General features: G+C 66.1%; 26 protein-coding genes. 15 read left to right on the top strand and 11 right to left on the bottom strand.

All coding sequences use genetic code 11. The annotated features are described in order from the left end of the window. Nucleotides 1-151: 151 nt before the first annotated feature. The 4 genes from carA (at nucleotide 152) to ASE61_RS18120 (ending at nucleotide 3,190) form a co-directional block, all read left to right on the top strand. Nucleotides 152-1,360, top strand: coding sequence for a glutamine-hydrolyzing carbamoyl-phosphate synthase small subunit (gene carA / locus ASE61_RS18105; RefSeq protein ID WP_061969285.1), 1,209 nt, complete (start codon nucleotides 152-154; stop codon nucleotides 1,358-1,360). A gap of 29 nt (nucleotides 1,361-1,389) precedes the next feature. Next, nucleotides 1,390-1,719, top strand: a complete 330-nt coding sequence (locus ASE61_RS18110) for an NIPSNAP family protein (RefSeq protein WP_061970231.1) — start codon at nucleotides 1,390-1,392, stop codon at nucleotides 1,717-1,719. 173 nt (nucleotides 1,720-1,892) lie between these two features. Then, nucleotides 1,893-2,708 (top strand): prephenate dehydrogenase, encoded by an 816-nt coding sequence (locus ASE61_RS18115; RefSeq protein ID WP_061969287.1) that lies wholly within the window; start codon nucleotides 1,893-1,895, stop codon nucleotides 2,706-2,708. Between the two features lie 50 nt (nucleotides 2,709-2,758). After that, a complete protein-coding gene (locus tag ASE61_RS18120) occupies nucleotides 2,759-3,190 on the top strand; it encodes a group III truncated hemoglobin (protein WP_061969290.1) in 432 nt (143 codons plus the stop codon). Between the two features lie 3 nt (nucleotides 3,191-3,193). Here ASE61_RS18120 and ASE61_RS18125 read toward each other — a convergent pair whose 3' ends face one another. Beyond that, nucleotides 3,194-4,126, bottom strand: a complete 933-nt coding sequence (locus ASE61_RS18125) for a LysR substrate-binding domain-containing protein (RefSeq protein ID WP_061970233.1) — start codon at nucleotides 4,124-4,126, stop codon at nucleotides 3,194-3,196. A 91-nt stretch (nucleotides 4,127-4,217) separates the two neighbouring features. On the opposite strand from ASE61_RS18125, the gene ASE61_RS18130 reads away from it, so the two are divergent. Continuing rightward, a complete protein-coding gene (locus tag ASE61_RS18130) occupies nucleotides 4,218-5,126 on the top strand; it encodes a DMT family transporter (protein WP_061969292.1) in 909 nt (302 codons plus the stop codon). Here the strand turns inward: ASE61_RS18130 and ASE61_RS18135 are convergent, their stop codons facing one another. Next, on the bottom strand, nucleotides 5,127-6,380 hold the full coding sequence (locus ASE61_RS18135) for an SAM-dependent methyltransferase (protein ID WP_061969294.1): 1,254 nt from the start codon (nucleotides 6,378-6,380) through the stop codon (nucleotides 5,127-5,129). A gap of 147 nt (nucleotides 6,381-6,527) precedes the next feature. Between ASE61_RS18135 and ASE61_RS18140 the strand changes: the two genes are divergently transcribed. From ASE61_RS18140 to ASE61_RS18150, 3 genes are all read left to right on the top strand, one after another. After that, entirely contained in the window at nucleotides 6,528-7,223 is a 696-nt protein-coding gene (locus tag ASE61_RS18140; protein WP_061969296.1) for a class I SAM-dependent methyltransferase, read from the top strand. Nucleotides 7,224-7,314: 91 nt separating this feature from the next. After that, entirely contained in the window at nucleotides 7,315-8,154 is an 840-nt protein-coding gene (locus ASE61_RS18145) for a hypothetical protein (protein ID WP_061969298.1), read from the top strand. 31 nt (nucleotides 8,155-8,185) lie between these two features. Further along, nucleotides 8,186-8,629: a hypothetical protein gene (locus ASE61_RS18150; protein WP_061969300.1), complete on the top strand. Its 444-nt coding sequence runs from the start codon at nucleotides 8,186-8,188 to the stop codon at nucleotides 8,627-8,629. Nucleotides 8,630-8,660: 31 nt separating this feature from the next. Here the strand turns inward: ASE61_RS18150 and ASE61_RS18155 are convergent, their stop codons facing one another. The 4 genes from ASE61_RS18155 to ASE61_RS18170 form a co-directional block, all read right to left on the bottom strand. Then, a complete protein-coding gene (locus tag ASE61_RS18155; RefSeq protein ID WP_061969301.1) occupies nucleotides 8,661-9,065 on the bottom strand; it encodes a GtrA family protein in 405 nt (134 codons plus the stop codon). Nucleotides 9,066-9,105: 40 nt separating this feature from the next. Next, nucleotides 9,106-10,413: a hypothetical protein gene (locus tag ASE61_RS18160; RefSeq protein WP_156407149.1), complete on the bottom strand. Its 1,308-nt coding sequence runs from the start codon at nucleotides 10,411-10,413 to the stop codon at nucleotides 9,106-9,108. Nucleotides 10,414-10,556: 143 nt separating this feature from the next. After that, nucleotides 10,557-11,618, bottom strand: a complete 1,062-nt coding sequence (locus ASE61_RS18165; RefSeq protein WP_061970234.1) for a class I SAM-dependent methyltransferase — start codon at nucleotides 11,616-11,618, stop codon at nucleotides 10,557-10,559. Nucleotides 11,619-11,736: 118 nt separating this feature from the next. Continuing rightward, a complete protein-coding gene (locus tag ASE61_RS18170; protein ID WP_082617545.1) occupies nucleotides 11,737-12,105 on the bottom strand; it encodes an ArsR/SmtB family transcription factor in 369 nt (122 codons plus the stop codon). Between the two features lie 151 nt (nucleotides 12,106-12,256). Here ASE61_RS18170 and ASE61_RS18175 point away from each other — a divergent pair, with 151 nt between their 5' ends. The 3 genes from ASE61_RS18175 (at nucleotide 12,257) to greA (ending at nucleotide 17,507) form a co-directional block, all read left to right on the top strand. Beyond that, nucleotides 12,257-13,471, top strand: coding sequence for an MFS transporter (locus ASE61_RS18175; protein ID WP_061969305.1), 1,215 nt, complete (start codon nucleotides 12,257-12,259; stop codon nucleotides 13,469-13,471). A gap of 142 nt (nucleotides 13,472-13,613) precedes the next feature. Beyond that, nucleotides 13,614-16,931: a carbamoyl-phosphate synthase large subunit gene (gene carB / locus ASE61_RS18180; protein WP_061969307.1), complete on the top strand. Its 3,318-nt coding sequence runs from the start codon at nucleotides 13,614-13,616 to the stop codon at nucleotides 16,929-16,931. A gap of 102 nt (nucleotides 16,932-17,033) precedes the next feature. Then, complete coding sequence (gene greA / locus ASE61_RS18185; RefSeq protein WP_061969309.1) at nucleotides 17,034-17,507, top strand: transcription elongation factor GreA; 474 nt, start codon at nucleotides 17,034-17,036, stop codon at nucleotides 17,505-17,507. A gap of 117 nt (nucleotides 17,508-17,624) precedes the next feature. On the opposite strand, the gene ASE61_RS18190 is transcribed toward greA, so the two are convergent. Beyond that, entirely contained in the window at nucleotides 17,625-18,236 is a 612-nt protein-coding gene (locus tag ASE61_RS18190) for a MarC family protein (protein ID WP_200959664.1), read from the bottom strand. Nucleotides 18,237-18,414: 178 nt separating this feature from the next. Here ASE61_RS18190 and ASE61_RS18195 point away from each other — a divergent pair, with 178 nt between their 5' ends. Next, nucleotides 18,415-18,906, top strand: a complete 492-nt coding sequence (locus ASE61_RS18195) for a hypothetical protein (protein ID WP_061969311.1) — start codon at nucleotides 18,415-18,417, stop codon at nucleotides 18,904-18,906. Nucleotides 18,907-18,917: 11 nt separating this feature from the next. On the opposite strand, the gene ASE61_RS18200 is transcribed toward ASE61_RS18195, so the two are convergent. Next, nucleotides 18,918-19,382 (bottom strand): Lrp/AsnC family transcriptional regulator, encoded by a 465-nt coding sequence (locus ASE61_RS18200; protein WP_061970237.1) that lies wholly within the window; start codon nucleotides 19,380-19,382, stop codon nucleotides 18,918-18,920. Nucleotides 19,383-19,443: 61 nt separating this feature from the next. On the opposite strand from ASE61_RS18200, the gene ASE61_RS18205 reads away from it, so the two are divergent. From ASE61_RS18205 to ASE61_RS18215, 3 genes are all read left to right on the top strand, one after another. Beyond that, entirely contained in the window at nucleotides 19,444-20,454 is a 1,011-nt protein-coding gene (locus ASE61_RS18205) for a mitochondrial fission ELM1 family protein (protein ID WP_082617547.1), read from the top strand. Nucleotides 20,455-20,541: 87 nt separating this feature from the next. After that, the gene (gene trxB, locus ASE61_RS18210) at nucleotides 20,542-21,507 is read left to right on the top strand and encodes a thioredoxin-disulfide reductase (protein WP_061969315.1); all 966 of its coding nucleotides are present in this window, start codon (nucleotides 20,542-20,544) and stop codon (nucleotides 21,505-21,507) included. Between the two features lie 143 nt (nucleotides 21,508-21,650). Next, nucleotides 21,651-22,541 carry a LysR family transcriptional regulator gene (locus tag ASE61_RS18215; protein ID WP_061969317.1) on the top strand — a complete coding sequence of 297 codons (891 nt, stop codon included), beginning with the start codon at nucleotides 21,651-21,653 and terminating at the stop codon, nucleotides 22,539-22,541. 565 nt (nucleotides 22,542-23,106) lie between these two features. Here the strand turns inward: ASE61_RS18215 and ASE61_RS18220 are convergent. The 3 genes from ASE61_RS18220 to msrP all read right to left on the bottom strand — a co-directional run bounded on the left by ASE61_RS18220 (nucleotide 23,107) and on the right by msrP (nucleotide 25,409). Further along, a complete protein-coding gene (locus ASE61_RS18220; protein WP_061969319.1) occupies nucleotides 23,107-23,658 on the bottom strand; it encodes an NADPH-dependent FMN reductase in 552 nt (183 codons plus the stop codon). A 126-nt stretch (nucleotides 23,659-23,784) separates the two neighbouring features. Continuing rightward, nucleotides 23,785-24,360, bottom strand: a complete 576-nt coding sequence (locus ASE61_RS18225) for a methylated-DNA--[protein]-cysteine S-methyltransferase (protein WP_061969321.1) — start codon at nucleotides 24,358-24,360, stop codon at nucleotides 23,785-23,787. Between the two features lie 92 nt (nucleotides 24,361-24,452). Continuing rightward, nucleotides 24,453-25,409, bottom strand: coding sequence for a protein-methionine-sulfoxide reductase catalytic subunit MsrP (msrP, locus tag ASE61_RS18230; RefSeq protein WP_061970239.1), 957 nt, complete (start codon nucleotides 25,407-25,409; stop codon nucleotides 24,453-24,455). Nucleotides 25,410-25,479 lie beyond the last annotated feature (70 nt).

Here is a 25,479-nt window from a genome sequence, read left to right on the forward strand (position 1 = left end):
TTGTTCCTTTTTCTTTTGTGCGGCCTGCGCCGGCTTTGATTGACGGGCCGGGCCCGGCTCTTTAAGGCTCGCGTTCCAGACCGGCGGAGTGGATTGCTGCAGCCCCGCCCCCGCATTTTGCCGCTGGAGCGGCCTGGATCGAGACATAGACATGACCGCCACCGAAGGAAACCCCGCCGCAGGCGGCTGGACAGAACCGCACGCGACCGCACTCCTCGTGCTGGCCGACGGCACGGTGCTGGAAGGCTTCGGCCTCGGCGCCATCGGCGAGGCGCCGGGCGAGGTCTGCTTCAACACGGCGATGACCGGCTATCAGGAAATCCTGACCGACCCGTCCTATGCCGGGCAGATCATCACCTTCACCTTCCCGCATGTCGGCAATGTCGGCGTGAACGAGGAGGATACCGAGACGGTGAACGCCGCCGCCTCCTCCGGCGTGCGCGGCTGCGTGCTCCATGCCGCCATCACAGAGCCCTCAAGCTGGCGCGCCAACCGGCATTTCGACGCCTGGCTCAAGGCGCGCAACATCGTCGGCATATGCGGCGTCGACACCCGTGCGCTGACCGCACTGATCCGCGACAACGGCATGCCGAATGCCATCCTCGCCCATAGCCCGGACGGCGTCTTCGACATCGAGCGCCTCAAGAAGCAGGCGGCCGCGCTGCCCTCGATGGCAGGCCTCGACCTCGTTCCGCTGGTCACCGCCGCGCAGCGCTATGACTGGGACGAGACGCCCTGGATCTGGCCGGCCGGCTACGGCAAGCGCGACAGCAGCCAGTTCAAGGTCGTCGCCATCGACTACGGCGTGAAGCGCAATATCCTGCGCCTGCTCGCCAAAGCCGGCTGCGACGTCACCGTCGTGCCCTCGACCGCGACCGCCGCCGATATCCTGTCGCTCAATCCGGACGGCATCTTCCTCTCCAACGGCCCCGGCGACCCCGCCGCGACCGGCGAATATGCCGTGCCGGTGATCAAGGAACTGCTCGAGAAGAAGGTCCCGACCTTCGGCATCTGCCTGGGGCACCAGATGATGGCGCTCGCCATCGGCGGCCAGACCATGAAGATGAAGCAGGGCCATCACGGCGCCAACCATCCGGTTCAGGACAAGACCACCGGCAAGGTCGAGATCGTCTCGATGAACCACGGCTTCGCGGTCGATCCGGCGAGCCTGCCCGCGCATGCGGTCGAGACCCATGTCTCTCTCTTCGACGGCTCGAACAGCGGCATCGCGCTCACCGACCGCCCGGCCTTCAGCGTCCAGCACCATCCGGAAGCCTCGCCCGGCCCGCAGGACAGCCACTACCTTTTCATCCGCTTCACCGAGCTGATGGCGGCCGAGAAGGCGAAGAAGGCGGCCTGAGGGCCGTCCTTATGCCGAAGGAGACGGGCATGATCCACCAGTTGCGCATCTACGAGATCTTCGAGCGCAACAAGGCGGCCTTCCATGCCCGTTTCCGCGACCATGCCGCCCGCATCATGGCGCGCCACGGCTTCAGGATCATGGCGATGTGGGAGACGGCCAGCGCCGCCCGCACCGAGTTCGCCTATATCCTCGCCTGGCCCGATGCCGAGACGAAGGCAGCGGCCTGGGCGAGCTTCATGGCCGATCCCGAATGGATCGAGATCAAGCGCGTGACCAAGATCGAGCAGGGCGACATGGTCGGCGCGATCGAGGATCGCCTGATGACGCTGACCGCCTATTCGCCCCCGCTCGATTGACAAGCGCCGGCCTCGCGCGCTTTAAGCGAACCATGATCAGCCTGCTCGCCTTCCTTCACGGCTATTACGCCCCGTCCTCATAGAGGCGGTGGCATTCCCATGTTCAACCGCCGCGCTGGCGGTTGAATTCAGGCAGATCACCCGGCATCGCGGCTCACCACCGAGCGAAAACGATGTCCTCCAAGATCAGAACCATCTCCACCATCGGCATCATGGGTTTCGGCGCCTTCGGACGCCTGATGGCCCGCCATCTCCAGCCGCATTTCGCGCTACGCGTCTGTGATCCCGTAAACACGCCCGCAGCCAATACGAGCGGCAAAGGCTTGCAGCCTGCCACCGCTGCTGAAGTCGCCGCCTGCGATCTCGTCATCCTCGCCGTGCCCGTCCCGGCCATCCCCGAGGCGATCACGACCTTGCGCCCGCATCTGAAGGCGGGCGCGATCGTGCTCGATGTCGGCTCGGTCAAGATCGGCCCGGCCCGCGCCATGCAGGCAGCGCTGCCAGACGATATCGAGATCATCGGCACGCACCCGCTCTTCGGCCCGCAGAGCGCCCGCGACGGGCTCGCCGGCCTAAAGATCGCGCTGTGCCCCATCAGAGGGAAAAGCACGCCGCGGATCGCCGCCTTCCTGCGCCATGTTCTCAAGCTGAAGGTCATCGTCACCACGGCGGACGCACATGACCGCGAGGTTGCGATGGTGCAGGGCCTGACCCATCTCATCGCCAAGATCCTGGTCCGGATGGAACCCCTGCCCCGGACGATGACCACGGCGAGCTTCGACCTCCTGATGCAGGCGACCGAGATGGTGCGCTACGACGCACCGAACGTTTTCATGGCGATCGAGCGCGCCAATCCGCATGCCAAGGCAGTGCGCGACCGCTTCTTCGCGCTGGCGGAGGAGATGCGGCTGTTCCTGGAACATGGCCATGCCGAAACCGCACAGTCCGCCTCCCTGCCTCACAAGGTCGCAGAGGTCGCGCAGGCCTAGCCTTCGCGATCCTGACCGACGAGAATACCGGAAACACGAATGCTCCTGCGATGACCGACAATCCCCTGCTCTACCCGGGCGCCGCCCATCCCGACCTGCGCGAGCCGATGATCGCGGAGCTCGTCCGCACCTTCTATGCGCGGGCGAGGGAGGACAAGCTGATCGGCCCGGTCTTCGAGGCGGCGGTCGAGGACTGGGACCACCATATCGGCAAGATCACCGATTTCTGGAGCGGCGTGATGCTGCGCACCGGCCGCTACGATGGCCGCCCGATGCGCCCGCATCTGATCCTGCCGCTCGAGGGCAAGCATTTCGACCGCTGGCTCGACCTGTTCGAGATCACCGCGCACGAGGTTTGCCCGCCCGATATCGCGCAGGCCTTCATCGTCCGGGCGCGCCGCATCGCCGACAGTTTCGAGATGGCCCGCGCTAGCCAGCGCGGCGAGTTCGCCGCGCCAAGGCACAGCTTGCGCGGAACCTAGACGTCAGGCCGCTCTGGCTTCCCGGCTGACAAACGTCGCGATCTCTCCGCGATCGGCGCCCGCTTCCAGCGCGATCCGCTCAGCCAAAGCCGCCACCGACGGCCTAAGAGCGCCCAGCGGCCGGTCGAGCCAGTAGGAGACCGGGTTCAGCGCCTCGCGCTCATCCACACGAACGACCCGACCTGCCGCCAGTTGCTCGCGTGCCAGCGGCGGACGCGCCAAGGCGATGCCGAGCCCATGCGCGGCGGCATCCAGCACGAGATTGTAGTCCTCGAAGCGCCGGTCCTGCGGGCGCGGGCGATAGTCCAGCCCCTGCGCCGCGAACCACGCTTTCCAGCCGGCAGCATCCGAGTCGTGGATCAACGGCTGAGCCAGCAGGCGCTCCGGCGCGCCCTCCCCGATCACTTCGGCAAGCTGCGGCGAGGCGATCGGAAAGCACCACTCCTCGAACAGCTTGAGCGAGAGCCGATCCGGCGCACCGCCGCGCCCGCAACGTATCCCGAGATCCACACCTTCCTCCTCGAAATCCACCTTGCGATGCTCGACCTGCAGCACTATCCGCAGGGAGGGCGTGCCCTCCTCCAGCACGGCCAATCGCGGCATCAGCCAGAGCGCGCAGACCGAAGGCGGCGCGCTGACCCGCACGACCGAGGCACCCCGCGCCTCGCGCCAGCGCTCGGAATTGTCGGCGATCAGCGCGAAGGCCTCCTGCGTGCGCTGGAGCAGGCGCTGCCCCTCCGGCGTCAGCGAGACGCCGCGCGCCTGCCGCAGGAAGACGCGCAGGCCGAGCCAATGCTCGAGCTTGGCAATCTGCCGGCTCACCGCGCCATGGGTCAGGTTCAGCGCCTCGGCGGCGGCCGAGAAGCTGCCGGTGCGGGCAGCCGCCTCGAAGGCACGCAGGGTATCAAGCGGAGGCAGGTTTGAGCTGTGATCCATCATCACAGCTCATGCGCGAATTGTTCGTTTGTCAATCAGCTCGCCGAGGCGCTTATCGGGGGCAACTTCTCGTCATCGATGGATCGACGCCATGTCCTCCTCCAGCTGCGCCTCCCCCGCGCTGACCGCCTCCGGCAGCCAGCGCCTCGACCCGACGCTGGTCTTCACCGTGACCTTCACGGTCATGGCCTGGGCCTCCTCCTTCCCGGCGATCCGCGCCGGCCTCGCCGGCTTCGGCCCGGCCGAAATGGCGGCGCTGCGCTTCGCGCTCGCCGGTGGTCCGGCCGCGCTCTTTCTCATCGCGACGCGGGCGAAGCTGCCCGAGCTTGGCGACATCTGGCGCTTCCTCGTCGGCGGCGTGATCTTCATCGCTGGTTACGCCCTGCTGCTGAATTTTGGCCAGCGCGTCGTGCCAGCCGGTCCCGCCGCCTTCATCATCAACACCAACCCGATCATGACGGCCGTGCTCGCCATGATGATCCTCGGCGAGCGTTTCAGCCTCACCGCCTGGCTCGGCACGGCCATCTCCTTCGCGGGCATCGGCGTGATCGCGCTCGGCAAGGGGCTCGATGTCGAGATCGGCGTCAGCGTGCTGCTGATCCTCGGCGCCGCTTTCTGCAACGCCATCACCACGGTCGTGCAGAAGCCGCTCTTCGCCCGCTACAAGCCGCTCCATGTCGCCGCGTGGAACATGGCGATCGGCGGCTTCGTGCTGCTGCCCTTCCTGCCCTCGGCGATCGAGCAGGCACAGGTCGCCCCCGCGATTTCGTTCTGGTCGGTGGTCTATCTCGCGGTGGTGCCAAGCCTGATCGCCTACGGCACCTGGGCGATCACCCTCTCGCGCCTGCCGGCCGCCCGCGCCTCGAATTTCCAGTATGCCGTGCCGCCGATGGCGATGCTGATCGGCTTCCTCTGGCTCGGGGAAATCCCCACGATCTTCGGGCTGATCGGCGGCGCCATGGCGCTCGCCGGGGTCGTCGTCGTCAACCTCAAGCGCTGATCAGAACCCTCTCGCCTCCAGCGCCTTCTCGTCATCCGCGATATAGTCGCGGATGATCGGGACGGCGCTCTTGTGCTGGCCTAGCAGGAGCTGGAACACCATGTCGCCGCCGATATCGAAGGAAATCGAGCAGGCGCAGAGGTAGAATTCCCACATCCGGGCGAAGCGCTCGCCCATCATCGCGACGACCTCGTCGCGCTTGGCCATGAAGCGCTCGCGCCAGGCTTCCAGCGTCCAATGATAGTGGCGGCGCCAGAACTCACAGTCGGAGGCCCACAAGCCGGTCTGCTCCTGCGCCGCAAACACCTCGGAGAGTGCCGGCGCATAGCCGCCCGGGAAGATGTATTTATCGAAGAACGGCCCGGTGAAGCCGGGCGGCCCGACGCGGCCGATGCAGTGGACCAGCGCGATCCCGTCCGGCGTCAGCAGATCGCGAATCCCGCCGAAGTACTCGCCGTAATGCGCGACGCCGACATGCTCCATCATGCCGACCGAGACGATGCGATCGAATTTACCACCCAGCTCGCGGTAGTCCTTGTTGATGAAGGTCACGGCATCGCCAACGCCGGCCGCCTCGGCCCGCCTCGAGGCCGCCGCCATCTGGTCGGGCGAGACATTGAGCCCGGTCACCTTCGCCCCGCAGGCCTTGGCGAGGTAGATCGCAAGCTCGCCCCAGCCCGAGCCGATATCGAGCACGCTCATGCCGGGCTCGATCCTGAGCTTGGCGGCGAGATGGCGGAGCTTCGCCTTCTGCGCGTTCTCCAGCCCAACATCGGGGCTGTGCCAATAGGCGCAGGAATAGGTCATCGTCTCGTCGAGCCAGAGCCGATAGAAATCGGTCGGGATGTCGTAGTGATGCTTGACCTTTTTGCCGGCGACGCCGAGCGGGTTATGCATCCGCCAGCGCCGGATCTTGAAGCGCACCTTGCGGATCGCCTGCTGCAACGGGTCCTTGCGCATCTCGCGGCGCTGCAGCCAGAACAGCGTCAGCAGGTCGTGGATCGTGCCTTCCTCGAAATCGATCCGCCCATCCATATAGCCTTCGGCCAGGGCGAGCTCGGGATTGAGGAAGAGCTCGCGCTCGACGCGGTTGTCGTGGAAACGCACGGTGACGGCCGGCGCGATCTTCGTGACGCCCGCGAAGAGCAGTTCCGCCGGCCCCGAGCCGAAGACATGCTTCTTGCCGTCGGGCGTGATGACCGTCAGGCGACCGTGGCGGACGAACCGCTTGAGCAATCGCGGCAGCAGCAGCATGGGCGCTCCTCGTCTCGATTCGACATCCGGACGAAGCGACAACTAAAGCCGAAACGCCGCGGCCTCGAAAGCCCGGCTGTTGCAGAGCCACCCGGCTTATGCGTAGTCATCGCGAACATCGCTGCAACCCGAGGCTCGACCGAACACATGTCCTGGCGCGATTTCTGGAATGGCGAGCATTCGATCTACGTCTCGCCGCGCCACAAGGCCCTGCATTACCGCGCCATCGCGACCGATCTCATCGCCCATATCCCGGCCGGCGACGCCGTCGTCCTCGACCATGGCTGCGGCGAGGCGCTGGATGCCGGCCGCGTCGCCGCATCCTGTGGGCGGCTCTATCTCTGCGAGGCGGCGCCGACCGTTCGCGACAAGCTGCGCGCGCAGTTCGGCCGCAAGGACACTATCGTCGTGGTCTCACCGGAAGAGGTCGAGGCCCTGCCCCCGGCCTCGCTCGACCTCGTGGTCGCCAACTCCTTGCTCCAGTATCTCTCGCGCGACGAACTGAAGGCGCTGCTCGAAATCTGGCGGGACCGGCTGAAGCCGGGTGGCGCACTGGTCGTCGCCGACATCATCCCGCCCGATGTCAGCCCCCTGACCGACGCCTCGCAATTGCTCGCCTTCGCCTGGCGCGGCGGCTTCCTGCTGGCGGCCCTCGGCGGCCTCGTCCGGACCGTCTTCTCGGACTATCGCAAGCTCAGGGCGCAATACGGCCTTTCGACCTATACCGCGGACGCGATCACGGCCCTGATCCGTGAAGCGGGCTTCGCCGATGTGCAGCAACCGAAGAACTTCGGACACAATCCGCACCGGATGACGTTCAAGGCAACCAAGGCCAAGATATAGACGAAAGTAGAATTCGAGCCGGAAATTCGGCGGCCTGCATCGATATTACCTTACGGAATTTCGCCAAACACCTTGATCTGGCGGATCAGATATGGCTTTGAGCGCGGCTTGCCCCTTCAGGCGCGAGATTTCCGTGCAGGACCAGTTCGTCTGCCCTTACTGCGATGCCGCGCTCAATCGGGGCGTGCTGTCGTGCCGCTGCTGCGGCCGGGACCTCACCCCCGTGCTGCCGCTGCTGCATCGTCTCGACGCGCTGGAACAGCGCCTCGCTGCCTTCGAGAAAAGCGCCGAGGACGATCGCGCTGCAATGGCCCGCACTTGGGTGGCCGAACCTCAAAGAGCTGCCGCCGTCGAGCCTGCCGGGCCTTGGCGGGAAGCCGAGCCGCGCGTCCTGCCGGTCGCGCGCCGGCGCTTCTGGGTGCTGCCTTTCGGCCTGGTCTTGCTGCTGCTCGCCTATTGCGCGGTGATCCTCTGGCTCGACCTGCCGCTCTGGACCCTGCGCCTGTCCTCGATCGCGATCCCCTTCCTGACGGGCCTGATCTATTTCGGCCTCCGCCCGCGCCTGATCGCCTTCGATATCGGCGTTGCCATCGCTTTCGCGATTTTTTCTGTCGGGACCATGAACGCGTTGCTGAGTTGGCACGACAACATACCGCTCCTTCCGCAAGGGCCGGCAGCCTGGCGCGAGACTTCGTTCTACGCGCTGAGCATCGGCGCTTCCATGTTCTCGGGGATGTTGCTGCGCGTGACGCAGGCTGCGCTGACCGCGCGTGGCCTCGTCTCGCTGCCGGAACTGCGAAAGGGGCTGCAGGCCGTCCACGGCAAGGTGCCGATGGAAACGCTGAAGACGATCGAAACCACCATCCTGATGGCCGGCACCGCCATTTCGGCAATCGCCGGTCTCATTGCCGCAATCCTGGGAGTGAAATAGGACGATGATGAAGTCTGTGCTCGCTCGGCACATGCTGCCTGCCGTTCTCGCCACCGCCGCCATGCTGACGGCGGTACAAGCCGCCGACCCGGTCCACCTCATCACCCGCGAGGAAGCCGGGCTGCCGGCCGCGGCCAAGACCCCGGCCAGCACGCGCAACCTGACGCGCGGCCCCGGCATCGACACCCTGCCGACCCCGGACAAGGGCGTCGACGGCAAGCCCTTCCGCCTCGCCGTGCGCTTCATGCCGAGCAACGGCGTTCCGATCGACCCCGCGACCGTGCGCGTCTTCTACCGGCGCCAGCCGCCGATCGACATCACCCAGCGGATCAAGCCGTTCATCACACCCGCCGGGATCGACGCACCTTCGGTCGTCGTCCCGAGCGGCAGCCATGTCATCGAGATCGAGGCCACCGACAAGGAAGGCCGCGTGGGCCGCAGGCAGCTCACGCTGACCGTCGCCCCGACGCAGTAACAGCCGGACAGGGCGGTGCGAGCCTGTCGCCTCACGCCGCCCTGTCCGCGAAGCTGAAGAATTTGTGGCCGAGGAAGGAAAACACCATCACCACGCCCGTGGTGACCAGTTGCATCGGCAGATAGGGCAACCCTGCCCGCGCCACGAACAGATGCATCAGGATGCCGGTGAGCACGAAGCCGCCAGCGGCGATCAGGGCGAAGCGCCAGCCGGCCTGGGCATGGCTGCGGGTCGCATCGAAGGTCATCCAGCGATTGAGCGCGTAGGACACCAGCGCGCCGACGATGAAGCCGGCGAGCGTCGCCGGCACGGGATCGATGCGGCCGAGCTCGACCAGCCCGATCAGCACGCCGTAATGCGCGACCGCGGTCAGCCCGCCGGCCAGGACATAGGCGGCGAGCTGGCGAAACTGGCGCGGATAATGGCGAAGCGGCATCCGCGCTTCCTAGAGGATGCCGTGGGTTCGCGGAAGCCCGTCAGCCGGCGTCGCTGCCAGCCAGATTGGCCGGCATGCCACCGACGGGCATGTCGAGCCCCTGCTTCAGCGTATCCAGATGGAATTCGCGAATGCGCCCATTGGCGGGATCGCTGACGAAGGCGTTGCCGCCGATCACGGCGAGGCTCGGCACCGGCGTCTTCGCACCATAGGCGCAATCGAAGGCGGCAACGGCATCGAAGGCCGCAAGCTCCTTCCAGGCCGGCGCGATCTCGTAGATCCGGAGCTTGCCGTCCGGCGTCAGGTTGGCGAGGCGGCCGCCATCGCCGCTGAGCTCGAACTGGCAGGCAGCCTGCCCGCCCGGCACCGCCAGCACATCGTCCGCCTTGAGCGCCTTTGTATCCGGATCGATCCGCAGCAGCGCGTCATACGGCGCCTTCAGCCCGTAATTGCCGACAAGATAGCGCCCGCCCGCCCGCGACTTCAGGGCGCTGACACGGCGCTCGTCGGGATAGCCGAGCTTGCGCCCGCTCCATGCCGCGGCGGTTCCCTGCCCGGCCTTTGCCAGCACGAGCAGGCCACCGCCCTCGCCCTCGGCGCAGCCGAAAACATGGCGCCCCCGCGCTTCGGCCGAGCCGTGGAAGAGCTTGCAGGAGGCATCGGGCTTTCCGGCATCGTCGAACAGCGCGATCCGCTTCCAGTCCTTGCCCTGCTCGAGAATCTCGAAGCCGTTGGGTCGCGAGGAGGCGCTGCGGTCGTCACCCCTGGCATAGGCGGGGTTGGGGATCGACATCAGCCATTGCCGGTTGCCCAGCGGCACGGCGATGCCGTGCTGCGGCGCCGGGCTCGGCCAGACCGTGACGGCAGGCTTGTCCTTGGCGAGGCTGTCGATCGCGACCAGCACCGCCTTCGGCTCGCTCTTGCCCTCCCAGGGCCGCAGCCCGTCGAAGAACAGCGCGAGCTGACCATGGCCGGAGAGCACATGCGCCGGCCGGTCGCCCTTCACGGCGAAATCGAGCAGCTTCGGCGGCGCCTTGTCGAGATCGACATGGTCGCCATGCGATTCCGCGATCAGCCCGCTGTCGAGGATACCAAGCGTGCCGGCCTCGTCCCCGGTCTTCACCACGACATAGCGCCCGCCGGAGACGCCGGCGAAACCGGGATTGGCCTTCGGCACGTCGAAGCTGTGCGTGACCTCGCCGCTGTCGAGATCGAGGATGCGGACCACCGGCTTCTCGTGATCGGCGAAGATCAACCGCCGGCGCAGCGGCGCATGGTCATGGGCGAAAGCCGCGGAGGCGAGCAGGCAGCCGGCGAGGCCAGCGGCAGCGAAACGGAAGGAAGGCACGGGAAGCTCCAAGGCAATTATGCAATGATATAACATTGCATTACTACCTCAAGAACTCAACCCACTGCCGCGCTCCCGCAGTGGACAATGCCGATATCGCCGGCGCGCTCCGGCGCCGGCGCCCCGCTGTCAATCAGGCAGCCTCAGGCCCTGACCTCGAACACCATGTTGAACGGCGTCTCGGTTGCGCGGCGGAAATGCTGGAAGCCCGCATCCATCGCGACCTTGCGCAGCCGCATCTCGCCGGCTTGCGCGCCTAGCCCTAGCCCGACCTCCTGCGAGAGCGAGGCCGGCGTGCAGATCATCGTCGATGCCCCGTAGAAGATCCGCCCGACCGGGTTGAGGTTGTCCTTGAGATGATCATGCGCGAAGGGCTCGACGATCATCCAGCTCCCGTCCTTGGCCAGCGACTCCCGCACATGCTTTCCTGCCCCGACCGGGTCGCCCATGTCGTGCAGGCAGTCGAACATCGTCACGAGGTCGTATTTCCGCTCCGGAAAGTCCTTGGCTGAGGCGCGCTCGAAAGTGATGCGGTCGCCGACGCCGGCCTTTTCCGCCGCCTCGCGCGCCCGCTCGATCGACGGCCCGTGATAGTCGAAGCCGTGGAAGCGCGATTGCGGATAAGCCTGTGCCATCAGGATGGTAGAGGAGCCGTGCCCGCAGCCGACATCGGCGACGGTCGCCCCGCGTTCGAGCTTGGCCTTGACGCCATCCAGCGCCGGAATCCACTCCGCCGTCAGATGCGCATTGTAGCCCGGACGGAAGAAGCGCTCGGTTCCGCGGAACAGGCACTTGCTGTGTTCGTGCCAGCCAAGCCCCGAGCCGTTGCGGAAGGCCTCCTCGACCTTCGGCTCGTCGAGCCACATCGACTGGATGATTTCGAAGGCCCCGGCGAAGAAGGCCGGGCTGTCCTCCTCCGCGAAGGCCATGGCTTGCTCCGGCGACAGACTGAAGCTGTCGCTGCCTTCGTCATAATCGACATAGCCGGCCGAGGCCTGACCGGCGAGCCATTCGCGCAGATAGCGCTCCTTGAGGCCCGTCTTCTGCGCCAGTTGTTGGGAGGTGACGGGCTCGCCATCGCCCATGGCCTTGTAGAGGCCGAGCTGGTCGCCCAGCACGATCAGGGCGCCGGTGACGGAAGCTCCGACATCACCAACGAGACGCTCCACCAAAGTATCGAGTTTCTGAGGGTCGGCAGCACGCATGGCCATCCTCCTCGGGTTCGAGCGTGGCCGGTGCCGTATCGCGAACCGGCTCGACGCCATCGCGGAAACGATGACGTTAAACCTGTCCGGATACCTGTCAACGAGGCGACGTCTGCCCCTACGCCTCGTCGCTGCCGGAAAGCCATTCCGGCCCGAGACGCGGCAGATTCGGGTCCCTCCGGGCAGTCTCGATCACGCTGGCGATGAGCCCCGGGAAGCGCTGGTTCAACTCGTCGCGCCGGATGCTGAGATAGCGCGAGGTCCCCTCCACCCGCATGCGGGTGATCCCGGCCTCGCGCAGCTTGGCGAAATGGTACGAGAGCAGCGAGGGCGAGGCGAGCGCAGTGAAATGGCTACAGCGCGCCTTGTCGACCTCGCTGACCTCGGCCAGCGCGACGAGGATGCCGAGCCGGATCGGGTCGGCCAGCGCCGCGAACACGTCGGCGGGCGCGACATCCTCGATATCGGGGTGGAAAACCGGCTTCATGGCCTCCGAGATAGGCGATGCGACCGCTCCTGACAATATTCAACATTCATTGAAATTACCCTTGTGGTAATTGCGAGGCAGGTTTATTTCAACGATCATTGAATTTCGAACCGTGCTTTCGAAACAGCGATCATCCGCAAGGATCATTCCCATGGATACGCGCCTTCTCTCGCTCGCCGGCGGCGCCTTCGCCATCGGCACGGGCAGCCTGATCGTCACCGGCATCCTGCCCCATCTCGCCTCCGGCCTCTCCGTCTCCGTCGACACAGCCGGCCTGCTCATCTCGATCTTCGCGCTGGCCTACGCCATCGGCTCGCCGATCCTCTCCACCGTCCTCGGCGATACCGACCGCAAGACGGTGCTGGGCGGCGCGATGACCGTCTTCGGCCTCGCCAATCTCGGCGCCGCCTTCGCCGGGGACTTCTGGGTGGTGATGGCCGCCCGGATCGTGATGGCACTCGCCGCCGGCGTCTTCATGCCCGCCGCCAATGCGGTCGCCGTCGCGGTCTCCGCCCCCGAGCGGCGCGGACGCGCCATCGCGCTCGTCACCGGCGGCATGACGGTATCGCTGATTCTCGGCATACCCATCGGCACGGCCGTCGTCGGCTTCGGCGGCTGGCACCTCGCCTTCCTGATCGTGACGCTGTTCAGCGTGCTCTCGCTGGCAGGCCTTATCGTCAAGCTCCCGCGAGGCCTGCCGCGCGGCACCAATACCTTGCGCGAGCGGCTTCAGGTCGCGGGCCGCGGCGACGTGCTGCTGGCGCTCGCCACGACCATGCTGTGGACCACCGGCGCCTTCGTTCTCTACACCTATATCGCGCCCTTCCTGACCAACCATGCCGGCATCGCCGGGCCCTGGCTCGCAGCGACGCTCGTCGTCTCCGGCATCGGCTCGGCCATCGGCAACCAGCTCGGCGGCATCGCCAGCGACCGCTTCGGCCCCGAGCGCACGCTCACTGTCGTGCTGACGATTCTGGCCGCAGCGCTCGCCACCGCCTCCATCATCGCGGTCGGGCTGCCGCCGGCGCTGGCGATCTGGCCGATTCCCCTCGTGCTGCTGGTCTGGAGCGCGGCGGGCTGGGCCGGCCACCCCTCGCAGATGTCGCGGCTGGCCGCGATGGCACCGGACGCCGCCGTGGTCGCGCTCTCGCTCAACGCCTCCGCGCTCTATTTCGGCATCGCGGCCGGCGCGGCGCTCGGCCAGCAGGTGATGCGCCATGCCGGCACCTGGCCGCTCGGTTTCGTCGGCGCCGCCTGCGAGGTCGCAGCGCTCGCCGTGCTCTTCATCGCGATGCGGCGCAAGCGCCGGCAGCCCCCTCCGCTGGAGATCGATCTGGTCATCCCCGCACCAAGGCCTGTGCGTTGAGCAAGGGGGGAAGCGCTTTTAGCTTTCCCCTTCCGCCTTCGCCGTCTATAGCGAGCGCCTAGCATTCATTCAGACGCTCGCACGGCTCCGCTCGCCCGACCGGAGCGGCCTTGCGCGCGCCTGCCCAAGACCGGTCGAGATCATGCCCAAGCGCACAGACATCAAGTCCATCCTGATCATCGGCGCCGGCCCCATCATCATCGGACAGGCCTGCGAGTTCGACTATTCCGGCACCCAGGCCTGCAAGACGCTGAAGGCCGAGGGCTACCGGATCATCCTGGTCAACTCGAACCCGGCGACGATCATGACCGATCCGGACCTGGCCGACGCGACCTATGTCGAGCCGATCACGCCCGAGATCGTCGCCAAGATCATCGAGAAGGAGCGCCCCGACGCGCTGCTGCCGACCATGGGCGGCCAGACCGCGCTGAACTGCGCGCTCTCGCTCAAGAAGATGGGCGTGCTCGAGAAGTTCAACGTCGAGATGATCGGCGCCACCGCCGAGGCGATCGACAAGGCCGAGGACCGCGAGCTCTTCCGCGAGGCGATGACCAAGATCGGCCTCGACACGCCGCGCTCACACCACATCAAGACGCTCGGCCAGGCGCTCGATGCGCTGGAGGATATCGGCCTGCCCGCGATCATCCGCCCCTCCTTCACCATGGGCGGCACCGGCGGCGGCATCGCCTACAACAAGGGCGAGTTCATCGACATCGTCGAGCGCGGCATCGACGCCTCCCCCACCAGCGAGGTCCTCATCGAGGAGAGCGTGCTCGGCTGGAAGGAATACGAGATGGAGGTTGTCCGCGATAAGAAGGACAACTGCATCATCGTCTGCTCGATCGAGAATTTCGATCCGATGGGCGTCCATACCGGCGATTCGATCACCGTCGCTCCGGCGCTGACGCTGACCGACAAGGAATACCAGATCATGCGCGACGCCTCGCTAGCGGTCCTGCGCGAGATCGGCGTCGAGACCGGCGGCAGCAATGTCCAGTTCGCGATCGATCCCGCCACGGGGCGCATGATCGTCATCGAGATGAACCCGCGCGTCTCGCGCTCCTCGGCGCTGGCTTCCAAGGCCACGGGGTTCCCGATCGCCAAGGTCGCGGCGCGCCTTGCCGTCGGCTACACGCTCGACGAGATCGAGAACGACATCACCGGCGGCGCGACCCCGGCCTCCTTCGAGCCGACGATCGACTATGTCGTCACCAAGATCCCGCGCTTCGCCTTCGAGAAATTCCCGGGCTCCGAGCCGACGCTGACCACCGCGATGAAGTCGGTCGGCGAGGCCATGGCGATCGGCCGTACCTTCCAGGAATCGCTGCAGAAGGCGCTGCGCTCGCTGGAGACCGGGCTCGACGGCCTCGACGAGATCGAGATCGAGGGCTACGGCAAGGGCGACGACCGCAACGCCATCAAGGCGGCGATCTCGACGCCGACGCCGGACCGCATCCTCCAGGTCGCCCAGGCCATGCGCGCCGGCTTCAGCGACGAAGAGATTCACGAGAGCTGCAAGATCGACCCGTGGTTCCTCGCCCAGATGCGCGAGATCGTCGAGACCGAGGAGAAGATCCGCAAGATCGGCCTGCCGACAACACCCGGCGCCTTCCGCCAGATCAAGGCGATGGGCTTCTCCGACAAGCGCCTCGCCGCCGTCTCCGGCCAAACCGAGGCCGAGGTCCGGAAGGCGCGCCGCGCGCTGGAGGTTCGCCCGGTCTACAAGCGCATCGACACCTGCGCGGCGGAGTTCGCCTCGCCGACGGCCTATATGTATTCGAGCTACGCCATGCCCTTCGCCGGCAAGGCTGCGGACGAAGCCAACCCCTCGGATCGCAAGAAGGTGGTCATCCTCGGCGGCGGGCCGAACCGCATCGGCCAGGGCATCGAGTTCGACTATTGCTGCTGCCATGCCTGCTACGCGCTGCGCGACGCCGGCTACGAGACCATCATGGTCAACTGCAACCCGGAGACGGTCTCGACCGATTACGACACCTCGGACCGGCTCTATTTCGAGCCGCTGACGGCCGAGGACGTGCTTGAGATCCTCGAGACCGAGAAGCAGAACGGCACGCTGATGGGCGTCATCGTTCAGTTCGGTGGCCAGACCCCGCTGAAGCTGGCGAATGCGCTGGAGGAAGCAGGCATCCCGATCCTTGGCACCTCGCCGGACATGATCGACCTCGCCGAGGACCGCGACCGCTTCAAGCGCCTGCTCGACAAGTTGCACCTGAAGCAGCCGAAGAACGGCATCGCCTATTCGGTCGAGCAGTCCCGCATCATCGCTTCCGAACTCGGCCTGCCCTTCGTCGTGCGTCCGTCCTATGTGCTCGGCGGCCGCGCCATGGCGATCATCCGCGACGAGATCCAGTTCGAGGACTACCTGCTCGGCACCCTGCCCTCGCTGATCCCTTCCGAGGTCAAGGCCAAGTACCCGAACGACAAGACCGGCCAGATCAACACGGTGCTCGGCAAGAACCCGCTGCTGTTCGACCGCTACCTGTCGGACGCGATCGAGGTCGATGTCGACTGCCTCTGCGACGGCAAGGACGTCTTCGTCGCCGGCATCATGGAGCATATCGAGGAAGCCGGCATCCATTCCGGCGATTCGGCCTGCTCGCTGCCGCCGCGCTCGCTCTCGGCCGAGACGATCGCCGAGCTGGAGCGCCAGACCAAGGCGATGGCTCTCGCGCTCGACGTCGGCGGCCTGATGAACGTCCAGTACGCCATCAAGGACGGCGATATCTACGTGCTCGAAGTGAACCCGCGCGCCTCGCGCACGGTGCCCTTCGTCGCCAAGGTGATCGGCGTGCCCGTGGCCAAGATCGCGGCGCGCGTCATGGCCGGCGAAAGCCTCGCGAGCTTCAGCCTGAAGCCGCCGAAGCTTGCCCATGTCGGCGTCAAGGAGGCTGTCTTCCCCTTCGCGCGCTTCCCCGGCGTCGACGTCCTGCTCGGGCCGGAGATGCGCTCGACGGGCGAGGTCATCGGCCTCGACCGCTCCTTCGACACGGCCTTCGCCAAGAGCCAGCTCGGCGCCGGTTCGAAGGTGCCGGTCAAGGGCACGGTCTTCGTCTCCGTGCGCGACGAGGACAAGCCGCGCATCCTGCCGGCGGTCCGCATCCTCGCCGATCTCGGCTTCCGCATCCTCGCCACCGGCGGGACGCTGCGCCACCTGCAGGAGCAGGGCATCGCGGCCTCCAAGATCAACAAGGTCCTGGAGGGGCGCCCGCACGTCGTCGACGCGCTCAAGAACGGCGAGATCCAGCTCGTCTTCAACACCACCGAGGGGCCACAGGCTCTTGCGGACTCGCGTCCGCTGAGGCGCACCGCCCTCTTGCACAAGGTGCCCTATTATACCACCTTGGCAGGCGCGATCGCGGCGGCGGAGGGCATCAAGGCCTATTGCAGCGGCGATCTCGAAGTACGATCCTTGCAGTCGTATTTCGAACGCGCGGCCTGACAGGCCGTTCGTCGCGAATTCGGATATTGAGCGGAAGCGCGGGAACCGGCGGTCGATATGCCGCCGGTGGGCCGCGCTTTCGGAGCTTATGGGACGGAAAGAATGGAAAAGGTTCCGATGACCGCGGGCGGCTTCGCTGCCCTGGAGGCCGAGCTGAAAGACCGTCAGCAGGTCCAGCGCCAGCGCATCATCACCGCGATTGCCGAAGCGCGCGCGCTGGGCGATCTCTCCGAGAACGCGGAATATCACGCGGCCAAGGAAGCCCAGTCGCTCAACGAGGGCCGGATCATGGAACTCGAATCGCTGATCGGCCGCGCCGACATCATCGACGTCTCCAAGCTCGGCGGCGAGACCATCAAGTTCGGCGCCACGGTCAAGCTGATCGATGACGATACCGAGGAAGAGAAGAGCTACCAGATCGTCGGCGAACCGGAATCGGACGTGAAGTCCGGCAAGGTCTCGATCGGCTCGCCGATCGCGCGCGCGCTGATCGGCAAGAAGGTCGGCGATTCCGTCCAGGTCAACACGCCCGGCGGCGGCAAGTCCTACGAAGTCGTCAGCGTCGTCTTCCGCTGAAATGAACCTCATTCTCGGGCGAAGCGCAGCGCAGACCCGAGAATCTCATGAAAGGGAGGCATAGGAGCCTCCTCCGGCCAGAGATGCTCGGGTCTTCGCCCGAGCATGACGGCGCTTCTACCCCGCCAGCACGACCCGCATCGCCTTGATGATGCCGTCCACGGCGACGCTCGCCAGGATCAGCCCCATCACGCGGCTGATGACGCTGGCGCCGGCATTGCCGATCACCGCGATGATCCGCGAGGCGCAAAACAGCAGCACGAGCATGAGTGCGAAGATGATCGCGATCTGGCCGATGGTCTCGGCCTGCTCGGCGAGGCTGAACTTCGAATTGTCGGTCACGGTCATGACGGTCAGCATCGCGCCCGGACTGGCGATGCTGGGGATGGCCAGCGGGTAGACCGCCTTTTCGAGATCCGAAGAACGCAGCAGCTTCTGGTCCTCCTCCAGCTTCGATTCGCCGAAGATCATCGTCAGCGCGAACAGGAACAGCACGATGTTCCCGGCGATCTGGAAGGAGCTCAATTCGATATCCATCGCCGACAGCAGCACCTGGCCGAGCAGGATGAAGAACAGCAGCACGAGGAAGGCGACGAGTGAGCCGTGCAGTGCGATGCGCCGCGCAGCAGAGGCGCTCAAGCCCGCCGTGACGGCCAGGAAAACCGGCAAGGTCCCGATCGGGTCGATCACGACCCAGAGCTTCACGAACTCCGTCAACCAGCGATCCACGATAGCGCCCCCTTGTCTGCCGCGCGCGACGGACCGCGCGTCTCCCCCGCCTCGATAGGCCGCATTTCGACACGACTTGGCAACCACCCCCGGGCATGATCGGCGCGAAGACCGCGGCCATGGACTATCGCCGCGCCGCACCTACATTGAAGCGACAGGCTTTTTCGGAGATCCGACCATGATGACGCGTCGACATGTTCTGGCGTCCGCGCTCGGCGCCACCGCGCTGGCCCTGGCGCCGGCCATTTCACCCGCTGCGGCTCAGGGGGCTGCGGTCGGCACCATCCGGGTCGAGGCCCTGCCCTCGGTCGTCGAGGCGTGGGGGCCGAACCTGCCGATGGTGAAGGCCGAACTGGCGAAAACCCTGACCGAGATTCTCGGGTCGACGCTGCAGCGCGGCGCCGGCACCCGGCTCGTCGTCACCATCGGCCGCCTCTGGCTCGCCAGCGATATCCGGGGCGGTCGCTTCTCAGGCGCCAGCGACGATTATCTCGAAAGCACGGCCACGCTCTACGACCGCAGCGGCCGGCCGCTCGCCAGCTACCCGATCCGCTCCACCGAATCATCGAGCGGCGCCGGCAATCCGCAAGTGGCGGATGTCGACCCGCTTCGCCTCAGGGCGCTCGCCCGCAACAATGCCTGGTGGATCAGGCACTATCTCGCGGGCTGAGGACGCGGCTGTCAGCCGAAGGGAACGATCGGTTCGTCCTTGACCCGGTCGAGGGCGAGCGCGGTGCGGACATTGCGGACATTCGGCATCGCCGTGAGTTCGGCGACGAAATCCTGGAAAGCCTTCAGGTCCGCCGCGACGCATTTCAGGGCGAAGTCGATATCGCCCGAGAGCGTCCAGCACTCTCGCACCGTCGGCCAATTCCGAATCCGATCCTGGAAGGCGATGAGGTCCGCCTCGGCCTGGCTCGCCAGATGCACGAACGCGAAGCAGACCACCTCGAAGCCGAGTTTCCGCTCGTCGAGATCGGCATGGTAGCCGCGGATCAGCCCGGCCTCTTCCAGCGCGCGCACGCGCCTGAGACAGGGCGGCGGCGAGATGCCAACGCGGCTTGCCAGCTCGACATTGGTCATGCGCCCATCGGCCTGGAGTTCGCGCAGGATGCGCAGGTCGATATCGTCGAGTTTGGGGCGCAACGAACATTCCCGCGTGAAGGTCGCGCTGGTGTAGACGGCGCGGCCAAGCGATACAAGGCGCATGCCACGAGCCCAGACCGCCATGCACGACAATCCGGAGCCGACCGTCTGGGTCCTCACCGACGGCAAGGCCGGCGACGAACTCCAGTGCCTGGGCGTCGCCGAACGATTGGGCGTCGTACCCGAAATCCGCCGGGTGAAACCCCGCCGGCCCTGGGCCTGGCTGATGCCGCGCGGGCCGATCGACCCGCGCGAGGCGCCGGACCGCCCGGCAAGCCCGCTCAAGCCCCCCTTCCCCGACATCGCCATCGCGTCGGGCAGGCGTGCCGTCGCCTATCTGCGCGCCCTGAAGCAGGCCTCGAACGGCGCGACCTACACCGTCTTCCTCAAGGATCCGCGCACCGGCCCCGGCACGGCCGATCTGATCTGGGTCTCCGGCCATGACCGGCTGCGCGGCGACAACGTCCTGGTTACTACGACCTCGCCGCATCGCCTGACGCCCGAGAGGCTCGCCGCCGCCCGCGCCGCGCCGCCTGCGGCCATCGCGAGCTTGCGCAAGCCGCGTGTCGCGGTGCTCGTCGGCGGCGACAGCCGGCATCACCGCTTCACCCCGGCCGATAGCGAGCGCCTGGCAGAGCAGCTCGACGCGCTCGCCCGAACGGGCGTGAGCCTGATGGGCTCGCCCTCGCGACGCACCTCGCCCGCACTGGCAGCAGCCGTCGCTGCCGTCTTCACCCGCCATAGCGGGTGGTGGTGGGACGGCACGGGCGAGAATCCCTATCTCGCGCTGCTCGCCAATGCCGATGCCGTGGTCGTGACGGCTGACTCCACCAACATGATCGGCGAGGCGGCGGCAGCGGGCGTGCCCGTGCTGGTCTTCGAGCCCACAGGCGGCCATCCCAAGATCGCGGCGCTGGTCTCGGCGCTGGAACGCGAGGGCGTTGTGCATCGCTTCTGTGGACGCCTTGAAGGCGAGGCTTACGAACCGATAGACTCAACGCCGATCATAGCCGATGCGATACGGCAAGGCTGGCTGCGCCACCGGGCGGCATTGGGGTTCACGGGCTCCTGAACCGGGCCGCTCTTGTTTCGGTGCTACGCCTGCGTATCTGACGGATCGAGACTGCGGCTCCAAGCCCGCAGGAGAGGAACTGAGACGATGGCCCATACCCACGCCCGCGTCATGATCGTCGGCTCCGGCCCGGCCGGCTACACCGCCGCGATCTACGCTGCCCGCGCCATGATGGAACCGGTGCTGATCTCCGGCCTGCAGGCTGGCGGCCAGTTGATGATCACCACCGATGTCGAGAACTATCCGGGCTTCGCCGACGTCATCCAGGGCCCATGGCTGATGGAACAGATGCGCGCGCAGGCCGAGCACATGGGCACCCGCATGGTCTCCGACCATATCGCCCGCGTCGACCTCTCGCAGCGCCCGTTCCGGCTCTGGGGCGACGGCGGCGAAACCTATTCCTGTGACGCGCTGATCATCGCGACCGGCGCTCAGGCCAAGTGGCTGGGCTTGCCCTCCGAACAGGCCTTCCAGGGTTTCGGCGTCTCGGCCTGCGCCACCTGCGACGGCTTCTTCTTCCGCAACAAGGAGGTCGCGGTCGTCGGCGGCGGCAACACCGCCGTGGAAGAGGCGCTCTACCTCGCCAATCTCGCCAGCAAGGTGACGCTCATTCACCGCCGCGACAGCCTCCGGGCCGAGCGCGTGATGCAGGAGCGCCTGTTCAAGCACCCGAAGATCGAGGTGGTCTGGGACAGCGAGATCGCCGAGATCTGCGGCGGCACCACCCCGCCCAACGTCACGCATCTGCGCCTGAAGAACCTCAAGACCGGCTCCGAGAGCGAGCTTAAGACCGACGGCGTCTTCATCGCCATCGGCCACAAGCCGGCGACGGAGCTCTTCGTCGGCCAGCTCGCCATGAACGAATCCGGCTATCTCGATGTCGAGGCCGGCACGACCCGGACCAATGTCGAGGGCGTCTTCGCCGCCGGCGACGTCACCGACGAGCATTATCGCCAGGCGGTGACGGCAGCCGGCCTGGGCTGCATGGCCGCGCTCGATGCCGAACGCTGGATCGCCGCCAACGCGCTGGATCGCCGCGAAGCAGCGGAATGAAGCCTTTGGCGCAACCCATCACTGACTCTGATGGGTTGCGTCACCAGATTCACGGCGAATAACGCAGACTTCTGCCACACAGACATTGACGCACCACGCCTTTATCCCCCATCATGCAAAAAACGCATAGCGGGGGAAGCGCGGTGGATTGGGACCGCATTAGAATCTTTTATACGGTCGCGGAGTCAGGCAGCTTCACAAAAGCTGGCGATGTTCTCGGCTTGAGTCAATCGGCCGTCAGCCGGCAGATCGGGGCGCTCGAGCGAGAGCTGCGCGCGCCCTTGTTCCACCGGCATACGCGCGGCCTGATCCTGACCGAGCAGGGCGAGTTGCTCTGGCGAGCGGCGCGCGAGATGACGCAGCGGCTGGAGCGGACACGCTCGCAGCTCTCCGAGACGCGCGAGCATCCTTCGGGCGAGCTCAAGGTCACGGCGACGCGCGGCCTTGGCGGCCATTGGCTGACGCCTCGCCTTGCCGAGTTCCTGGATCTCTATCCCGACATCAGGGTCGAGCTCATCCTCACCGACGAGGAACTCGACCTGTCGATGCGCGAGGCCGATATCGCCATCCGTCTGCGCCAGCCGCAGCAGCCGGACCTGATCCAGCGCAAGCTCTTCACGGTGCATTTCCACGTCTACGCCTCGCCGGCCTATGTGAAGCGCTTCGGCGAGCCCAAGAGCTACGACGATCTCGACAACCACCGCATCCTCTCCTTCGGCGGCACCTCGCCGTCCTATCTGACGGCGGTGCACTGGCTCGGCACCATGGGGCGCGACCAGCGCAATCCGCGGCCGATCCATCTGACGGTCAACAATATCACCGCGATGAAGCGCGCGGTGGATTCGGGCGCTGGCATCGCCGTGCTGCCGGATTACCTGATCGAGACCGGCTCGCCCCTCGTGCAGTTGATGCGCGAGACCGAGATGCCGCAGCTCGAAAGCTATCTGGTCTATCCCGAGGAGATGAAGTCTGTCGCCCGCGTCCAGGTCTTCCGCGACTTCCTCATCCAGAAGGCCCAGCGCTGGACCTACTGATTTCGCCTGTCTCCGCGAAGAATCGGGCGCCGCAAGGCGCCCGATTTGATTCTGGCGGTTTTGTGACCATTTCCACGTTTCGCATGCGCCATATTCGGACAGTTCGCCTGAAAACTGTTCAGGAGCGGACGAAATGCCGGTTTTCGCGGGACCTGCAACTTTCCCGCGCAGGCCTCATCCTGCAATGAACGCATATTTCTCAATCATTTAGGCTCAAATTCACGCCATCTGCCCTTGGTTCATGCAGTCACTGCATGGCGGACCCAAGATATGTTGCATTGCAAAACGGCAGGTCATGCCCGATATTGAACTCACGGTTGTTCGAAACGGGCTCCGCAATCTCCTCCCGGCGTTGAGTTCGTTTCAGCCGTTCCCCTCTGAGATGTTTGGCGGTTTCGCCAGATGTTTCAAACTTTTAAAGCCGGCTCCCCTCGGGGACGCCGGCTCTTTTTTTGCGTGAAGGCTGGGATCTCCGTCAGCCTGCCTGCCTCCCCACATCCCCGGAAATGAGAAAGGCGCCGCCCAGAAGGGCGACGCCTTGGCGGCAGCGCGACGTTGGCGTCGATCAGGCGGCGAGCTTGCCGGCGATCTGGGCGAAATTGTCGATGAAGCCCTGCAGGAAGCCGCGCGTGGCCTCGTTGGTGACGTTGTGCTGAGCGTCGACCAGATCGTCCTTGAAGGTGACGAAGACCTGGCCACCCACGACGACTCCGGCGAGGTTGGTCAGGATCATCCGCAATTCGTTCTGGGAGACGGCCGTGCCGACGGCGCCCCCGCTGGTGCCGGTGACCGCGACGGTCTTGCCCGCCCAGGAATTCTTGCCATAGGGGCGCGAAGCCCAGTCGATGGCGTTCTTGAGCACCGCGGGAATCGAGCGGTTATGCTCGGGCGTGACGATCAGGATCGCGTCGGCGGCCTCGATCTCGCGCTTCAGGCGCAGGGTCGATTCCGGCCGGTTCGGCTCCAGGTCCTGGTTGAACATCGGCAGGTCGTCGATCTGGATGATGGTCGCGTCGAAGGCGCCGGCGCTCAGCTTCACCAGCGCCTCGGCCAGCTTGCGGTTGATCGATTCGCGGCGGTTGCTGCCCACGATGACGGCGAGCTTCAGTTTGGCCATGATAGTCCCCAGTGGAGGGTGGAAAGGCCGGAACAGTAGAGGCCGCGCGCCCGAGCGCGCAAGCAGCGGGGCTGCAAGGAGGACATTGCGCGATTTCAAGCTGCGAGGCCGGAGGCCTCCCACTCATCAGTGTCGCCCGGGCCGGGCCGCCAGCGGCAGGGCATCGAACAGGCTGGGCTCGGCGCTGGTGCGCGCCTTCTCGATGGTCAGGATCCTGAGCTTGATCTCGACGCCGCCCTCGGCCGAAAAGCCACCGGTCTTGCCCCCTGCCGCCAGAATGCGATGGCAGGGCACGATGATCGGCCAGGGATTCTGGCCGAGTGCGACGCCGACGGCCCGCGCCGCGCCGGGGTCGCCGATACGCTGTGCCACCTCGCCATAGGTCAACGTCTCGCCATGCGGGATGGCGAGCGCGACCTCGTAGACCTTGCGATTGAACTCGGAGACGTTCTCCAGCGCCACCGGCAGATGGGAGAGGTCGCGCTTCTCGCCGTCGAACAGCGCGCGAATCCCGGTCACGGCTTCCGCGACGAAGCCTTCAGCCTCCGTCTCGTCAGCCTCAGGGAAGCGCCGCTCCAGGCGCTTGCGGGCGGCCGCCTCGTCGCGCTCGGGCAGTTGCGCGCCGATGAAGCGCTCTCCCTCCCAGACAACGGCGCAGGGGCCGATCGTGGTCTCGAACAGATGGAAATGCTGGTTGGCCATGCTCGACTCGTGTCGTTCCGGCTTGGAATGGCATGAGGTCTAGCACGGCAGCGGCAGGAGACGGCACCCGAAACCTGCCGAATGCCCTGCCGTCACATGAAGAGCTTCTCGCCCTCCAGCCCCTTGTAGAGCCCGGCGACCTGCTCGCCATAGCCGTTATAGATTTGCGTCGGGCGCCGCTCGCGCGAGCCCAGGATCTGCTCGCTCGCCTGGCTCCAGCGCGGATGCGGCACGGCCGGGTTCACATTAGCCCAGAAGCCGTATTCCGAGGCCTGCAAGCCCTCCCAGAAGGTCTTCGGGCGTTCCGCGACGAAGCTGATCTTGCGGATCGATTTCACCGATTTGAAGCCGTATTTCCACGGGGTGATCAGGCGGATCGGCGCACCGTGCTGCGTCGGCAGCGGCTTGCCGTAGATGCCGGTGACCAGCAGCGGCAATTCGTTCGTCGCCTCCGCGATCGTCAGCCCCTCCGTATAAGGCCAGGGATACCAGCGCTGGTTCTGCCCCGGCGCGACGCGCGGGTTCATGAAGGTCTCGAAGCGGATATATTTCGCGCCCGAGAGAGGCTTCGCCAGCGCGACGAAGGACTTGAGAGGGATACCGGTCCACGGCACTGCCATCGCCCAGGCTTCGACGCAGCGGAAGCGATAGAGCCGCTCCTCGATCGGCAGCTTGCGGATGAGATCGTCGAAACCGATCTCGAAAGGCTTCTCGACGAGGCCGTCGACCTGAATATTCCAGGGACGTGTGGCGAGGCGCCTCGAAGCATCGACGATGTCCTTCGACATGCCGAATTCGTAGAAATTGTTGTAGTTCGCCGCGTCCTCTTCCGCCGTCTGCGGCACGCCGAGCACATAGGCAGCGTTGCGCTTGGCCGGGTAGAGATCAACAGTCGGATCGGCTGACTGCGCCACGGCGGCACCCGGCAATGCCGCTCCTGCAATCAATCCAGCGCCTGCGGCCATCAGCTGGCGGCGATTGAGGAACACGCTCTCGGGCGTGGCCTGGTTTTCCGGCATGTCCCAGCCGGCACGGCGTTTGATCAGCATGACGGACATACTCCGTTTTCGTTGGCGGTTGTTAGGCCACGAAAGCGGGGTAACGGCAATTCACGAGGGA

The organism is Allobosea sp. Root670 (assembly GCF_001429415.1).
Classification (GTDB): Bacteria; Pseudomonadota; Alphaproteobacteria; order Rhizobiales; family Beijerinckiaceae; genus Allobosea; species Allobosea robiniae.